We start from the raw sequence: 14,922 nt of genomic DNA, 5'->3' as shown, positions 1-14,922 counted from the left end.
TGGTAGTATGACATATGTGCCCGCGAACCTGCACGACGCCCTTGAGACACTACCCCAGATGCCGTCCTGGATCACGCAGGCGCGGCCGGAATCCTTGACGGATGTGGCTTTTATGTCCGGCGCCGCGCTGAGCCATCTGCATCATATTTTAAATTGTTCAGGCGTGCCTTTGGCGCTGCTGCGGGCGCGCCTGGCGCTGCAAGCGGCCGAGGCCTGTGTCGCTCTGTCCGGGCGCTCCGAGCGCGGGTCCGAGCTGCGCGATGAGCTGCATCTGTTGCGCCCCGGCGATCAACCTGGGCCTGCGGGAGCCACTTTGCTCTGCTGGCAGCGGGCGGTGGCCCGCCCAGTATCGGTGGGCACATTGGCCAAAGCTTTGCCACAGATCCCGGGAGAAGAGATCGGAGATTTTCTCGATACAGAACACCTTTCAGGGCAGGGGGATCCGATCGCCCGTGTTGCGACCGTGTTGGAGCGGGTCCTGATTTCCTATCCACAGGATGAGGTCATGGCAGCCATTCTGGCCGATACGGTCTTGGCGCAGGCTTTTGGCTGGGATCACATCGTGCCCCTGTTGAGCGTAGGTCTGAAGCCGGGGGACTGGCGAAAGAGGGGGGACGATTTACGCCTGGCTTGCCATCGGGCTGTTGTGTCTTCGGTATATGAGCTGCTCCCGTTGGCGGTTGATCTGACCCGACGGGCAGCACGGTTGCAGGCGGTGGCCCCGAAGCTGCGCGCCAAAGGGGCAGGGACAGCGGTGCAAATGTTCTTGACGCATGATGCCGTTACGCCGGCGAAGTTGTCGGCTCCTGCCGGCGGCACGGGCCTGTCGGATCGTGGGGCGCGGCGGTTTTGTGAGCGTCTCGTTGAGCTGGGCGTTGCGTGTGAATTGACCGGGCGCGACACATTTCGGATCTATGGAATATAACAATGAAAGATCATCCGATCAGCGATTTTGACCGCGAATTGGCTGACCTGCCTCAGGCCCTGCGCTGGCGCGAGTGGATGCGGCGCATTGAGGTGGTGTTGTTTGCCTCGGCCAGGCCGGTGACGCGCGCCAATTTAATCCGCGTGGTGGGGCAGGGGGTGTCGGTTGATTTGCTTATCGATGATCTGAAAGCGGACCTGGCTGAGCGGCCCTATGAGATCGCCGCCGTTGGTGACGCCTGGCAGCTGCGCACACGCCGGGGTTATGCGCAAGTGATCCGGGCCGCAGCGGATGTGGGGGTGCAGGATCTGGATCTGCGCGCCTTTGATGTCGCGGTGTTGGCGGCGATTGCCTATCACCAGCCTATCACCCGCGACGGGTTGAAAAATATCTTCGGCAAAGACATCAGCCGTGATCTGATCGGGCGTCTGCATGCCCGCAGCCTGATCGCCACCGGCCCGCGCAGCCCGCGCCGCGGGGCGCCCTATACCTTTGTCACCACCCAGCAGTTTTTGGTGGCGTTTGATCTGCAAAACCTGCGTGATTTGCCAGACAAGGAAATGCTGGAAGATGCTGGCATCGTCGGGGCAGGGGGCACAGATGCAGATCCGGCTTGAAAAGATTGATCCGTCAAAACGACAACAGCGGTTCTACGTGATGCATATCGCCCAAACCCTGTTTGGAGAATGGTGTCTTATCCGCGAATGGGGGCGGATTGGCACCAAGGGTGGACAGCGGTTGGTGAATTATGTGGCCTCGAGAGCGGAGGCAGAAGCGGCTTTGTACAAACGCGCAGCCCAAAAGGGCCGCCGCGGTTATCAGCTGCGTGAAACGCTGCGTACATTCTGATTTGGGCTACCTTTGAGACTTGGAGAAAGGCGTGCGACGTAACAAAAGTATTCTATGCCTTATGATATAGTTCTACACCTTCAAAGGATTTCAAATTCAATGACAAGCTCTCCCCTATTTTGGCTATCAAAGTTCCTTCGAATTAATTGGGGAGCTGTCATGATATCCCAACTCATTTAGCGCGCTATCTAGCTGATGCTTCAACATCATTGCATCTTCGGGTGATAGCACAGCCCAGTCAGCCATCTCTCTGTCGTAATAATTTTCGCGGATATCAACAAATACGCCACCATCTTGACGTGCCGCGTGAACTTTGTGACGGAATTTCATACAATAAACTCCTGAGAAAATGTCTCTTCAGGGTTGCAAAGCAATTCTACTTCCCAATCTTGGACTTTTCGTTCCGCTAGCTTTGACACAGCATTTAACACTGCCTTTCGGTCGGAACGATTTGAAGATTTGGAACATTCAGGCGCCAACCATCCATGCCGTATGATTTTCATCTGTTCATCGTTTAGCTGTTGCTTCAGTGAATGAAATTCACGGCTGGCATAATGCTGATTGGGCGTCCCAGTCCCCCAAAGCGATATCTTGTGTATATACATGAATGTTTCAACTTCATCCTTCGATGATATTGCAAATGCCTTAGTGTCAGGTAGCTTGATCGCCCCCTTTTTTGATCGGAGTGACTCCAGCACTTTCCTTGCAGCGACTGCCTGCCCTAAAACTCGTGGATGATTGATCACCAAAGTGTCTTGTTGGTCTTCTCTAAGAATATGTTTCAGAAATGCGAGCGCACCTTCTTCTGATATCGTTTCATCTGGAACCGTTCCATCGGATCGGTTGGCTTGCTTCTGAACGCGGCTATCTCCAGCGCGGGGATCTTTTGTGAGATACTCAATCAACATTTGCGGCCTACATCGGAACTAAGTTTCAACGATATTTGGAGTGATAAGTATCCACTCCGCCCTATACCCTGCAAATTCGGCTCCGCATGACGCAGTAACATTCGCATTGGTAATGTGCTTTGATATACTATGATCATGTATTGTGAGATTTGCAGAGGATATTTTGTTATGGATGACATTAGAAAAATTAATCGCAAAATACACCAAAACCTGTCAAATTTACTAGTTTTCCGTCTCGCTGCCGAGAATGGCAACTTTACTAAGGCGGCCGAAGCCCTTGGCCTGACACAGTCGTCGGTTTCCCAAAGCATCAAGGCCTTGGAGCTCGACTTAGGAATTGCCTTGTTTAAACGCGAACATCGTGGGGTTGCGCTTACCAATGAGGGATTGCGCCTTCTGAACGTGGTATCGCCTGCATTAGAGAGAATCCGCACAGCATACGGATCGCAGCTGGATCGCTCCAAAAACGCTCGCGTGAGAATTTCTGCGGATTTTGCCTTTTCTACCTATTGGTTGATGCCGCGGCTATCGCAACTGCGTGCCGAATTGGGCGAAGACGTTGAAATCCAGATTTTAGCGTCTCAAGTGCATAGCGATGATTGTGATATTACAATTCATGTAAACGATTTGAGTAAAATGAAAAAAGGCGACAAACTGTTGCTCGAAGAAAAAGTCGCGGCCGTTTGCAGTCCGGAATTTTTGGCAATTCATGGCCCGATAAACGCGGCAAATGATCTTTTAAATCTTCAACTATTGAGCTTGTCGCGACCGGTATTAGCAGACTGGCAAACTTGGCAAGGATGGTTCGCAAACCTTGGTTTCCAAGATGATCGAACTCATAATTTTATCGGCTTTAACAATTACGACATGCTCATACAGGCCGCCGTTTCTGGAGAGGGTATAGCGTTGGGCTGGCTGGGACTTGTCGACCGATTGATCCGTCAGAAGCTGCTTGTTTTCGCGACCAACGATATAGTCAGTAGCAACGCGGGATACGTCATGTCACGCAACTATAATGCCCAACAACAAAGCCCAAAAGTTGTATTTGACTGGATATCCAAACAAATCGATAGCGAGACAATGCGCTGAAATTAGCAAAGACCCAAGCGTCTTTGGCGTGAACGTCACGAATAAGATCCTATCTTTAACGAATCTGATGGATGAAGGTCTGGCTCATTATTCGTGTGTCTTGGATTTTTTTCACCTGCATCGGCGGGTAGTCAAAATGAAAATGCAGATAAGAACTCTAAGTTTATGAAGGTGAACAAAAAATTCCACTTCGATAACCTGAAGAGGTTTAACCTGTGAGAGGCCTTATCAACAAATAAAGGCAAGTCAGCCAAATCAGCTCGTGAAAAAACTCTTGAAATTTTCACGAAATAGATCGATAACGTGAAAAAATGATCCAAAATTTCACGAAAGTCGCTAGCTCATTGCACCAAGAACCTGAACAATTGACCAATATAGGAGAGGATATACGCGCTCTTCGGAAGGCGCGCGGGCACACTCTCCACGATATGGCCGAGCAACTCGGTCGCTCGATTGGTTGGCTTAGTCAGGTTGAACGTGAAAAATCAGTGCCCTCAATCTCAGACTTACGTCAGATTGCTGAAATCTTGATGGTGCCGGTTTCAATGTTCTTCGGCCATCCAAATACGCCTGAAATCGAACGCGGATATGTTGTTAGAGCAGGTGCGCGCCGTCAAATGGGGTCAAGCAAAGAAGGTCTCATTGAAGAGCTCCTTTCACCTGATCTGACCGACAATTTTGAGATGGTGCATTCAACATTTTTGCCGCGATCCAAAATGCAAAAGCCAGCGCAACGCCAAACGCAAGAACTGGGTTTTGTACTTTCGGGTGCTCTGAACCTCGAAGTGGGGGAGAGGCGTTTCACAGTGGGGCCAGGCGATAGTTTTCGAATTCGAGGTGAAGTTTATCGGTGGTCCAACCCTTACGATGAGACAGCGGTGGTTATCTGGGTGATCGGACCATCGATATACTAACGGAATAACAAACAACGTTGCGGGTGCTGCTCGCAACAGGACAATTAGGAGAAACACAATGTCCAATTTTCCCTCAACGGCCCGAGTGGTTATCATTGGTGGAGGTGTCGTTGGTACATCGACACTGTATCATCTGGCCAAAGCCGGGTGGACAGATTGCGTCATGTTGGAAAAGAACGAACTGACTGCTGGCAGCACATGGCATGCGGCAGGCAATGTGCCAAACTTTGCTGGCTCTTGGGCAGTGATGAACATGCAGCGCTATTCTGCTGCTATGTATCGTACATTGGGTGAAGACGTTGACTATCCTATGAACTACCACGTCACTGGTGCGATCCGCTTGGCTCACAACAAAGAGCGAATGCAGGAGTTCGAGCGCGTGGCCGGAATGGGACGCTATCAAGGTCTGCAAATGGATATCTGCACACCTGAAGAACTGAAAGCCTATAATCCGTTCATTGAGACTCACGATTTGGAAGGCGGTTTGTGGGACCCGCTCGATGGCGATATCGATCCCGCTCAGCTGACACAAGCTCTGGCAAAAGGCGCACGGGATGCTGGCGGCAGAATTGAGCGGTTCTGTTCGGCAACCGGTATTGAACGCGATGGTGACGAATGGATCGTCAAGACCGAAAAAGGTGACATTCGGTGTGAATACGTGGCCAACTGCGCGGGGTACTACGCTCAAAGAGTTGGTGAAATGTTCAAGCCATTTGGTGGTCGGACAGTTCCGATGGTTGTAATGTCACACCAATACTTCTTGACAGACGAGATTCCTGAGCTGGCCGAGTGGACCAAAGAAAACGGCCAGAAAATGCCGATGATCCGTGACGTGGATACTTCCTATTATTTGCGCCAAGATAAAAACGGTCTGAATCTCGGGCCATATGAGCGCAACTGTAAGGCGCACTGGATTACTCCAGAAGATCCAATGCCACATGATTTCTCATTCCAACTGTTCCCAGATGATCTGGAGCGCTTGGAGTGGTATATCGAAGACGCCATGGAGCGCTTGCCGCTGCTGGGCACTGCAGGTGTGGGTCGCAATATCAATGGTCCTATTCCATATGCACCTGACGGCCTGCCGATGATTGGTCCTATGCCCGGCGTAAAGAATGCGTTTGAAGCTCATTCATTTACATTTGGTATCGCGCAAGGTGGCGGTGCAGGCAAAGTCTTGTCCGAATGGATTATGCACGGCGAAACTGAGCTTGATATGTGGGCCGTCGATCCGCGCCGCTACACCGACTACGCCGATCACGATTACTGCCTATCAAAAGCACTGGAAACTTATGGCCACGAATATGCCATGCACTTCCCACACCATGAATGGCCTGCAGGACGCGATAAGAAGTTGTCGGCAAACCATGAACGACTATTGGCCGACGGTGGCCAAATGGGCGCTTACAATGGTTGGGAGAGAGCGAACTGGTTTGCAAAGGAAGGCGACGATACTTCTGAAGCTGCGACTGAAACATGGGATCGCAATGGTCCTTGGGCTATTCGCGTAAAAGAAGAAGTCGAAGCCTGTCGGGACAACGTAGCCGTTCTCGATATGCCTGGTTTCTCTCGCTACACCCTCAAAGGTGAAGGGGCGGCAGAATGGCTGCGAGGTCAAGTTGCCGGGGCACTTCCCAAAGCAGGCCGTATGAACCTTGGTTACTTTGCCGATAGTCGCGGCAAAATTATCACCGAAGTCACCATCATCCGCTTTGGAGAAGATGACTTCATGTTGATGACTGCCGCGGTCGCGCAGTGGCATGACTATGAGTTCTTGCTCAAATCCCTGCCATCTGATGGGTCATTGACTTTGACGGATGTAACACGCGACTGGAGCACCCTGCTTGTGGCCGGCCCAAGTTCTCGTGATCTGTTGTCTCAGCTCACGGATGCAGACCTTACAACAGGTTGGCTTACACACCAGGATGCAACCTTTGCTGGCAAGCCAGCCAAACTTATGCGCATCTGTTTCGGCGGCGAACTTGGTTGGGAGATCCATACAAGTTTTGAAGATAGTGCTGCCGCCTATGAGGCCGTTCGCGATGCTGGTGCCACTCCGTTCGGTATGTATGCGCTTGATTCAATGCGGATCGAAAAAGGCTATCGAACATGGAAAGGTGATCTATCCAGCGACTATAGCTTGCTGGAAGGCGGTCTTGAGCGTTTCATTCGCCTAAACAAAGAGCAGAACTTCCCGGGCAAAGCGGCGCTGCAAGCTGAAAAGCAAGCAGGGTCAAAGAAAGCCTTTGTGACGTTGATCGTGGAATCTGATGACGCAGACGCGCCATACATGTCTACGATTTGGGACGGAGATGAAGTTGTCGGCGAAACCACATCGGGGAACTGGGGTTACCGAGTAAACGCATCAATTGCTTTGGGTGTCGTTCGCTCTGATAAAGCCGCACCAGGTACCGAGTTGGAAGTCGAGATCTACGGAAAACGCTGCCGAGCAATCGTTCAAAAAGACGAACCGCTTTGGGATCCAAGCAACGAGCGCATCACTGCGTAAGAACAATAAAACTAAGCGCAGGCCGATTTTCGGCCTGCGCTTAAGTCGAAGGCGATTATTTGGAGCAATGAATCCCACCGGCTTACAGTGATACATTGATGACCGGGATCGTTTCTTAAAAATACACGGGCCATGAATACCCTTTTAGGGAGCCTGAGAAAATCTGGCGAGCATCTGAGCAAATCCCGCCTATGTAGCCGACAGCGAATAAAGAAATTCAAGCCTTATAATCATGTGCCAATTTGAGGCACTCGACAAACTCGAGAGTTTTTCGATCTGGAATGGGCTTTTTGCGCGTCGCGACTGCGAATGTACTCGTGTACCCAGTTTTAGCAGCAGACACGGACTTAAGGCGACCATCTAGTAAAAAGGGCTCCGCAACATGCGTTGCGAGAAATCCCAGATACGCGCCAGATTGGATGAGAAGCAAAAGCGCCTCTTCTTCTTGGACACGGGCAGCACGCCGAATACCCAATCTTTGTCCAGCCATCATGTTTGGGGAATTGAAAGCGTATCCAGCGTATTTGTGATTTGATAGCATTAAATCCGCAAGGGGGGTCTCTGGGTCCATATTGTACAAGGGATGACCTGTACCGCAATACAGGGCCATGTGTTCTTCGTAGAGGGGCAGATATTGCAACTGAGATGATTGCTGATGGATCGGAACAATTGCGAGATCCAAGCTCCCGTCGATAACCCTCGATTCAAGGTTGCTCGGAGGTGCGAGAGCTATTTCCAATGTCACCTCTTTTGCTAACTCATCAAAGCTTTTGAGGGCTCTGTGTACATTTGCGTTAGGGTTTGTCGACGACTGGTCAAAGATTCCAATTCGCAATGTACCTGTTAATTCAGCATGAATATTGTCAATTTCAGATTGAAATCCCTCAATTGAGTTCAACAGTCTACTTGCCGCAGCCAGAACAAGTTCTCCCTCAGGTGTGAGCGAAAACCCTGAAGGGCCCCGATGACATAGTTTCAGGCCAATACGTGTCTCGAGATCAGAAACATGCCTCGATATGGTCGATCTTCCGATGTTTAGCTCAAGTTCTGATGCCGCAAACCCACCGTATTCTGTAACAGTCATGAAAATCCGGACAAGCCTGATATCCACATCGCTTAAACGACGGATGAGTGCGGATTTTGACATTAAAGGTTTCCGTTTACTGAAACTATGGTCGTGAATGTTACCTATTCTCATACATGAAACACAATGTACACTGCCCATCGCCGAATCGCATGAGAGCGATGGAGCCATTAGGGAGAAGTGCATATGTCAATTAAACCCCCATTATCTGAATTGCCGATTAAGACCGCTGACAGTGGTTTCTATCGGGGCTTCAGTGTCAATGTGACGGTGGTCAGTAAGATAATCATCAGTATGCTTGTGGTTTGGTGTATCGTATGGCCGACGCAAGCGGGAACAGTTCTTGGAAACTGGAATACAGCAATTTTGGCCCAATTCGCGGCTTGGTACATCTGGGTTGTCACGGCGTTCGTTATCGTTTGTATCGGTTTGGCGATCTGGCCTGCTGCTGGACGACTTAATCTCGGAACCGACGGAGAAAAGCCTGAATTCTCGAATTTTTCATGGTTTTCAATGATGTTTGGCGCCGGTATCGGCGTTGGAATGTTGACTTGGGCTGTGGCGGAACCCGTTGCTCACTTCAAGAATAACCCTTCGGTCATTCAAGGTGTAACGACCGCTTTGGATGCCGACAATGTTCGTACCGCCTATGTCTGGTCATATCTGCACTGGGGCTTGGGCGCTTGGGCGTGCTATGCCATTGCAGGTTTGGCTCTTGCTTTCTTTAGCTATCGCCGTGGTTTGCCGCTAACCATTCGGTCGTCTCTGACACCGCTATTCGGGAAATCCCTGTCCGGTAATGCAGGCCATATCATCGATATCGTGGCGGTTGTTGCGACCATTCTGGGTGTTGCGCAAACTCTTGGGTTCGGCGTTGAACAATTTGTAGCTGGATTGACACGAATCGGTATTGGCGGTCTCGCACTTGAAGACGGATCCGCAACGACGCTTGGCATTATTGTCGCCTTGATTGTGATCATGGGCGCATCAACGCTGTCGGCGTTGTCGGGTGTTGGTAAGGGCATTAAGTGGCTGTCGAACATCAATATGGTGCTTTCAATCTTCCTGCTGAGTTTCTTCATTATCTTTGGTGCAACATTCTTTGGAGCCAAAGCATTCTTTGTAGGGATTTGGGATTACCTCATTGCGTTGCCTTGGTTGAGCTTCAACGTTTATAGCTCTGATGGTGTAGAAGGATCAGAGGCCTTCCTGCTTACACAATGGCAAGGTTGGTGGCCTGTGTTCTATTGGGCATGGTGGATCGCATTCGCACCGTTTGTGGGCCTGTTCTTGGCACGTATTTCACGTGGTCGTAGTATCCGTGAATTCGTTTTGGGTGCGATGATCGTGCCGTCACTTATGTGCTTTGTTTGGTTCGCCTGGGCAGGTGGCACAGCCATTGATCTAGAATTGAATGGTGGTGCAAATGGTTTGATCCTTGATGCAGCCAATGGTGACAAAATCTTTGCGATGACCGAGTACATGCTAGCCGATATTGCACAGGGACTGGCCTGGGCGATGGCGGTGGTGATCGTTGTGCTGCTAATGACGTTCCTTGTAACATCAGCGGACTCTGCGGTTCTGATCGTTAACACAATCAGCGCGGCCGGTGACGCCGGACCCAAAGCACGTCCACACGTGTTGTTCTGGGGCTCAGCGCTTGCGCTTGTGGTTGGTGGCTTGCTGGTTTCAGGCGGTACTGGTGCCATCCAAACCGCCATGGTGATCGGTGCTCTGCCGTTCTCTGTTGTAATGGCGCTCATGTGTATCGCATTGATCAAAGCAATCTGGAATGACAGCCGCCGAGAGTCAGCGGGTGTCGCGAGCACAATCGATCCTGATACAGGCACCATGCCAGCTGAGTAAGGCATGCCTTAATCAATGTTCCTGCAGATTGGACACACTCTGCAGGAACGCAACATCGCTTCAAAGCTTGTAAAGGTTTGTGAAGCACTGATCTGCTAATATGTTTGCGATCTTCTCGTCCCTGGGGGGGTGGCACTACAGTACAGCCGAGGCAACAAAGTTGATTAGCAGATGAGATGGGTCGAGTTTGGTTTGAGCTCGGCCCATTTTCAATTTTGTAGCTGTTGAAGGTACTAACATTGGCTAGCTGGAAAGTTTTCTTTCATCAAAGAAAAAGCCAACATGATTTTTTCAAACAAAGATAATTGACGCCCAAGAAAAATTTGGGTTCATTCCGTCTAACCACATGTTTTTCACTTTGTTCTGCTGAACGGATTTTCACATCTCTCGCTTCAGTCCGCTCTAGATGGTTGTGGCATCAGACTTGTGTACCGCGAATTCCTAAGCAGTGCCGTCGTGAGATTAACCGATTGGGCGCGCTCCCTCAGCTCTTACTCAGAAAAGCGCAGCCGGTGTTTTGAGTTCGAAACACCCCTTCCGATCGCCACTGCGTATAGTGGCAGTTGTTCGTCGCGTTTCGCGCCGCAAAGCCGGTTGATTTCATCGTCGAAAAACCCCCCAAGATTAAGGGTTTCCAAGCCAAGAGCGCAGGCTGCGAGGTTCATGTTTTGGGCGATGTGCCCGGCCTCAAAGAGCATGTAGCGATAACCTCTGTCGCCGTATTTCTTCATGCTGCGGCCCGGAGCGGCCGAAATGATCACGATGGCCGCCGCCGTTAAGACCGGGTACTGCCCCATAAACAGATAGCGGATCAACGGGTCAGGCAGCGTCACAGCTCGGACTTGCTCGAGGCCATGGGAGAGGGGGGCGTAGTGATAAATGCCATCTTCAAGATTGGTAACGCGGCGCGTCAGAAGGTAAAGTTCTAAGGGATACATCCCCCCACCCGATGGAACGGGTCGTTCAAGGAATTCAGCCGTGCCCCAGTGATCTGTCCCCAAGATCCCGTAACCATAGTGCAAAATTGTGGCAATTGCGTCTTGCGATATGGGGGCATCTGAGAAATCCCGGCAAGAACAACGCCGATTTATTAGGTCATCAAATTTTTCCTTGATGGCCTGAGGCTCTGGCAGCGGCGTGTATGGCAAATCGGGATACTCTGCGCCTGGTTCTGGCACATCATCTGATCCACTGGACTCTTGCGCATTGTGTGCCCAGCGACAGGTGTTTCGATGGAATGTCCAGCTTAGTGGATGTTCATCAAAGTGGGCTTTAGATTCTATGTTCTTTTGCATCGATCTACGCCTTCTAAGCTAGGGGGTGCGGCAACGGGTTAAGAGTTGTACGTGACGTTTCTGCTCCCAATCCCAACTGTGCGGGAAGCTGATAGAGCCTTTGGGCGGCAAGCCTGCGTTCGCTCAATCCAAAGTGCATTGGCTGATAGTCCGGGATCACGACACGTGCGACATGGGCACCAAAGCGGGCAATGTCTTGGCTGGTGAGGTTGGTATAAAGCAAGTCTGTTCCTTCGCTGAGAAGTGCGGCGGTTAGCTGCTCCAGCTTTTCGACAGCAGAACTGTTTATTGGGGTCACCCAATCGAAACTCTGTGCCGGTTGGTCGCGCAAAAAATCAAAGCTGCCCAACATGGACGGGTGTGCATAAAGCAGATCGTGATCTTCGAGTTCTTTAACCTGCGTGTGATCTTCTAATAATCTCGTCAGGCGTTCTTGGGTCTCTGGCATGTGCAGTCGCATGCGCAAAGCCGGACGCACCTGGCAGATTTCGATCAGTGCCCCTCTGGCTGCAACGATTGGATCGTGGTCTGCACCTAGGCCCACGACCGCGGCAGGGCCGTCTTGCTGACCCTGATTCACGCCGATGCCCATAAACACGTGCACGTCATTGGTCGTGGGAAGCCGATATAGCTCTAACGCCACTTCGCGCCTGCCATAACTGGTGACAAGCTTGCGGACCTCTGGATCTGGGTGGTCATTTGGATCAATCTTTACCGCCGGCAGTTTATTGAGCCAGGTTGCTAAGAACGCATCTCGCTCTACAGCTTCGTAGGCGCCGCCTAACACCGCATCAGCCAGCGTCGGCCCGGCCGCCAATCCATTAGAGGTAATTGGAAAAAGAAATGGTTCATCTCCCTTGGTTTCATAAGCCATTAAAACCGCAAGTGCGGGTGCTGCGATTTCCTGATCCGAACCGAGGGCATACATTTTAACCCATCCCAGATCAGAGGTGTCTTGGTAAGGGTCGTACTTCAGATCGGCGTATTGGTCGGGGGCAAAAAGCACTAACCTGTGTGGATCTAAAGCGGCACAATCCAGCTCAGCTTTTGCACCACGTAAAACCGCCTCTTCTCCCCAACTGCTCGCCGCATAGCGTTCAACGGCTTCCCCCATTGCGCTGACCTTGGCTGCTTGCGGATCGAACCCTTTGCCTGAGGCGATAACAAAGGCCTCTTCCTCGTTGTCTAAGAAGCGGTGGTTCGAAAGCTCGGCCCGGTAGACATAGGGCGCGCGTGGTTCGCTGAGGCTTTTGTGCACGCGTTCAAGCGAACGAACGATTCCGACCGACGGGCTGATAAGGGCCTGAAATGTAGTGGCCAGCTGGCCTGCCTGGTCGGTCCCAAGGCTTACAAGATTTGGTCGATCTGGAAGCTGAACTTTTTTTTTGAGCAGTCCGGGCAGTCCGGACGACGCAAAAGGGTGTGTTGCTGCCAGCCACCTTTAAACGGTTCATATTCAAGCAGGCGGTCGGTAACGGAAACCTCTCCCAACGCCAGCGCTGATTTAAGCAGTTCTGTGATGGCAGTTCCAGCGACAATCTGCGCCAGAAACCCGATCTTGGCTGTTGGATGTGCAATGGGTTGATCACGATCAGCGGCGCTTTCTTCAAACTCCATGAAGCGCTCAAAGTCATCTGCGCAGGCAGCCGACCGCATCCTCCAACACGTGAAACAGGCCGTCTCAGACGGAAATACAAGTGGTCCAACAGTAGATTTGGTCAAGCCGACCCGGCAGAAAAGGGCGGCTGTTCCGGTTTCGTGTACCGCGCGATTCACGCGGTAGTCGATAGCGGGAAAAGCGTCTCCGAGAGTGGATATCAAGTATTCGTTGTCTTGGGCTAAGGATATAAGCGCCTCTAGGCTCAAGTCCTTTCCCTGGTTTTCAGAGCTCCAACTTACCATTGTCACATGGCCAACTGGAACATCACACAAACCCTGATGGATTTCCTGCGCAAGTTGACCGTCGCCTATAATGGCGACGCGTAAATCTTTGAGACGCTCCTTTATACCTGACCGGTCAATCCCGAGCATTTCGGCATGATCCAGAAAAGCGCTGTCCCCGGTATTCTCAAGTAAAATACCTGCCCCTTTAAGTTCATCCAAAAGCGCACGCAGATCGTCGGGGTTCTTGAGTCCGACCTTTTGCGAAACTTCATCAACTGCAGACGCCCCATCGAGCAACGGCAAAATGTTCTTCTCAAACAGATCGGCAGAACTGCCATTGAGTTCGACTAAACTGTTTTCCGTTTGCAATCTAAGCGTGTCATCTGAAGGCCGCGTCAAATGTAGCGTTGGCGCAGGCCTGTAAATACCGGTTCCCGACATTTAGTGGTTCCCGCAATTAATAAAGTCCCGATTGTTTTGCCGAGGATGGACTATCCAAGCCCACCAAAACGGCTGACACGCCCACGCAAACCACCTGGATTGCATGGCCCACATGAGCACTCGATGTCACATGGGTTGCAGATCACGTCACACACAACCTGGCATACCGTGCTGCACCGGGTCACAATGCACCGGAAGCAATCGTTGATCCCGCAGAAGTGACCCCAGTCAACGGCAACCACATCGCGCACCTTATGGAATGCGGCTATTTCGTCCTTGGTTAAATTGGTTGCAGTGGGTGCCCGCTCTACAGCGATTCCTTCAAGAAGTTTCTCAATCTTTTCAATTCGAAGTGAGAGTTCCTTCATACCATCAGGCATAGTAATCTCCTTTATATCAATAGCAGAAGTATACCTTAGATTGAACGCCAACCAAACTACGATTTTCTAAAGCTGTTTAATCGGCTCGAAAATGCCGACGGTGAGAACAATTCCAATCCGGGTTTCTTATGCCAAAAGCCTTATCGATTTAGAAAACATCAATTGGAACACATGTAGGGGCGGGTAGGAATTTTCCAGTCCTCGATACCTCCAACATTGATGCAGGCCTGTCCTGAGTTTGCTGAGATGGCACGATCGCTTTGTGGCTATCTGAAAGACTGGAACGCAGTTTCTATGGTTGAATGAGCGGGCAGGCGGCTTGAAAAACCTCCTACTCTTCCGTTTTGCTGGACATTTGAGCTTTTGAACCCATATATTAGAGGTGTGGTAGCAAAATGCCACCTGTAGTGAAAGGATGTTGATATGGCCCAGTCTGTTAAACTCGCGGATGCAGTGATGGACTACGCACGTCAGGAATCCGACAGGCAAAGCAGATCATTGGCTGGACAGATAACGCATTGGATCAATATCGGGCGCGCAATCGAACAATCTGGTTCCTTTGATTACCAGCATATAGCGGCTGCTCTTGATGGGAAAAGATCACCAGATAATCTGTCAGCAGAAGAACAAGAGGTCTGGTTTGATCAATTTTCGGCCGAGATGACACAGCCTTCTGCGGAGGAGAAGCTGTTCTTTGCTAACCGTAGCCAGTTAGGGCAGGGTGTGGGGTTGTCTGACACGGGTGAGCTTGTCTTTGAAAAGGACGCCTGAGCATAGT

Annotated in this window: 14 protein-coding genes; 8 read left to right on the top strand and 6 right to left on the bottom strand. The window is 51.0% G+C overall.

Features of this window, described 5'->3' with window-relative positions; all coding sequences use genetic code 11:
• The 3 genes from ROA7450_RS18775 to ROA7450_RS18765 form a co-directional block, all read left to right on the top strand.
• On the top strand, window positions 1-925 hold a 925-nt coding region (locus tag ROA7450_RS18775), incomplete at its 5' end, for a DUF1403 family protein (protein WP_306372437.1).
• Between the two features lie 2 nt (window positions 926-927).
• Complete coding sequence (gene scpB / locus ROA7450_RS18770) at window positions 928-1,542, top strand: SMC-Scp complex subunit ScpB (protein WP_085807495.1); 615 nt, start codon at window positions 928-930, stop codon at window positions 1,540-1,542.
• A complete protein-coding gene (locus ROA7450_RS18765; protein WP_085807494.1) occupies window positions 1,526-1,774 on the top strand; it encodes a WGR domain-containing protein in 249 nt (82 codons plus the stop codon). Before scpB ends, ROA7450_RS18765 begins: the two co-directional genes overlap by 17 nt.
• A 126-nt stretch (window positions 1,775-1,900) precedes the next feature.
• Here the strand turns inward: ROA7450_RS18765 and ROA7450_RS18760 are convergent, their stop codons facing one another.
• Complete coding sequence (locus tag ROA7450_RS18760) at window positions 1,901-2,104, bottom strand: hypothetical protein (RefSeq protein WP_085807493.1); 204 nt, start codon at window positions 2,102-2,104, stop codon at window positions 1,901-1,903.
• Window positions 2,101-2,682, bottom strand: a complete 582-nt coding sequence (locus tag ROA7450_RS18755) for a hypothetical protein (RefSeq protein ID WP_085807492.1) — start codon at window positions 2,680-2,682, stop codon at window positions 2,101-2,103. Before ROA7450_RS18755 ends, ROA7450_RS18760 begins: the two co-directional genes overlap by 4 nt.
• 168 nt (window positions 2,683-2,850) lie before the next feature.
• Between ROA7450_RS18755 and ROA7450_RS18750 the strand changes: the two genes are divergently transcribed.
• The 3 genes from ROA7450_RS18750 to ROA7450_RS18740 all read left to right on the top strand — a co-directional run bounded on the left by ROA7450_RS18750 (window position 2,851) and on the right by ROA7450_RS18740 (window position 7,194).
• Window positions 2,851-3,771: a LysR family transcriptional regulator gene (locus ROA7450_RS18750; RefSeq protein ID WP_159454106.1), complete on the top strand. Its 921-nt coding sequence runs from the start codon at window positions 2,851-2,853 to the stop codon at window positions 3,769-3,771.
• A 365-nt stretch (window positions 3,772-4,136) separates the two neighbouring features.
• Window positions 4,137-4,685 carry a helix-turn-helix domain-containing protein gene (locus ROA7450_RS18745; RefSeq protein ID WP_370738219.1) on the top strand — a complete coding sequence of 183 codons (549 nt, stop codon included), beginning with the start codon at window positions 4,137-4,139 and terminating at the stop codon, window positions 4,683-4,685.
• A gap of 58 nt (window positions 4,686-4,743) precedes the next feature.
• Window positions 4,744-7,194 carry a GcvT family protein gene (locus ROA7450_RS18740; RefSeq protein WP_085807489.1) on the top strand — a complete coding sequence of 817 codons (2,451 nt, stop codon included), beginning with the start codon at window positions 4,744-4,746 and terminating at the stop codon, window positions 7,192-7,194.
• A gap of 217 nt (window positions 7,195-7,411) precedes the next feature.
• Here the strand turns inward: ROA7450_RS18740 and ROA7450_RS18735 are convergent, their stop codons facing one another.
• The gene (locus ROA7450_RS18735; RefSeq protein WP_159454105.1) at window positions 7,412-8,341 is read right to left on the bottom strand and encodes a LysR family transcriptional regulator; all 930 of its coding nucleotides are present in this window, start codon (window positions 8,339-8,341) and stop codon (window positions 7,412-7,414) included.
• A 123-nt stretch (window positions 8,342-8,464) separates the two neighbouring features.
• Between ROA7450_RS18735 and ROA7450_RS18730 the strand changes: the two genes are divergently transcribed.
• The gene (locus tag ROA7450_RS18730; protein WP_085807487.1) at window positions 8,465-10,144 is read left to right on the top strand and encodes a BCCT family transporter; all 1,680 of its coding nucleotides are present in this window, start codon (window positions 8,465-8,467) and stop codon (window positions 10,142-10,144) included.
• A 491-nt stretch (window positions 10,145-10,635) separates the two neighbouring features.
• On the opposite strand, the gene ROA7450_RS18725 is transcribed toward ROA7450_RS18730, so the two are convergent.
• From ROA7450_RS18725 to ROA7450_RS18715, 3 genes are all read right to left on the bottom strand, one after another.
• The gene (locus ROA7450_RS18725) at window positions 10,636-11,439 is read right to left on the bottom strand and encodes a SagB/ThcOx family dehydrogenase (RefSeq protein ID WP_085807486.1); all 804 of its coding nucleotides are present in this window, start codon (window positions 11,437-11,439) and stop codon (window positions 10,636-10,638) included.
• A gap of 13 nt (window positions 11,440-11,452) precedes the next feature.
• The gene (locus ROA7450_RS18720; protein WP_159454104.1) at window positions 11,453-12,697 is read right to left on the bottom strand and encodes a YcaO-like family protein; all 1,245 of its coding nucleotides are present in this window, start codon (window positions 12,695-12,697) and stop codon (window positions 11,453-11,455) included.
• A gap of 89 nt (window positions 12,698-12,786) precedes the next feature.
• A complete protein-coding gene (locus ROA7450_RS18715; RefSeq protein ID WP_085807484.1) occupies window positions 12,787-13,764 on the bottom strand; it encodes a TOMM precursor leader peptide-binding protein in 978 nt (325 codons plus the stop codon).
• Window positions 13,765-14,567: 803 nt separating this feature from the next.
• On the opposite strand from ROA7450_RS18715, the gene ROA7450_RS18705 reads away from it, so the two are divergent.
• On the top strand, window positions 14,568-14,915 hold the full coding sequence (locus tag ROA7450_RS18705; protein ID WP_085807482.1) for a TA system antitoxin ParD family protein: 348 nt from the start codon (window positions 14,568-14,570) through the stop codon (window positions 14,913-14,915).
• Window positions 14,916-14,922 lie beyond the last annotated feature (7 nt).

Source organism: Roseovarius albus, from assembly GCF_900172335.1.
GTDB classification, from domain to species: Bacteria; Pseudomonadota; Alphaproteobacteria; order Rhodobacterales; family Rhodobacteraceae; genus Roseovarius; species Roseovarius albus.
The sequence above is the reverse complement of the archived record's forward strand: the minus strand, read 5'-3'. Positions and strand labels throughout refer to the sequence as shown.

Bases quoted from the DNA above. Each gene is read 5' to 3' on its own strand.
- ROA7450_RS18705 (WP_085807482.1), top strand. From the start codon at position 14,568: ATGGCCCAGTCTGTTAAACTCGCGGATGCAGTGATGGACTACGCACGT.
- ROA7450_RS18765 (WP_085807494.1), top strand. From the start codon at position 1,526: ATGCAGATCCGGCTTGAAAAGATTGATCCGTCAAAACGACAACAGCGG.
- ROA7450_RS18755 (WP_085807492.1), bottom strand. From the start codon at position 2,682: ATGTTGATTGAGTATCTCACAAAAGATCCCCGCGCTGGAGATAGCCGC.
- ROA7450_RS18725 (WP_085807486.1), bottom strand. From the start codon at position 11,439: ATGCAAAAGAACATAGAATCTAAAGCCCACTTTGATGAACATCCACTA.
- ROA7450_RS18715 (WP_085807484.1), bottom strand. From the start codon at position 13,764: ATGTCGGGAACCGGTATTTACAGGCCTGCGCCAACGCTACATTTGACG.
- scpB (WP_085807495.1), top strand. From the start codon at position 928: ATGAAAGATCATCCGATCAGCGATTTTGACCGCGAATTGGCTGACCTG.
- ROA7450_RS18750 (WP_159454106.1), top strand. From the start codon at position 2,851: ATGGATGACATTAGAAAAATTAATCGCAAAATACACCAAAACCTGTCA.
- ROA7450_RS18730 (WP_085807487.1), top strand. From the start codon at position 8,465: ATGTCAATTAAACCCCCATTATCTGAATTGCCGATTAAGACCGCTGAC.
- ROA7450_RS18740 (WP_085807489.1), top strand. From the start codon at position 4,744: ATGTCCAATTTTCCCTCAACGGCCCGAGTGGTTATCATTGGTGGAGGT.
- ROA7450_RS18735 (WP_159454105.1), bottom strand. From the start codon at position 8,341: ATGTCAAAATCCGCACTCATCCGTCGTTTAAGCGATGTGGATATCAGG.
- ROA7450_RS18760 (WP_085807493.1), bottom strand. From the start codon at position 2,104: ATGAAATTCCGTCACAAAGTTCACGCGGCACGTCAAGATGGTGGCGTA.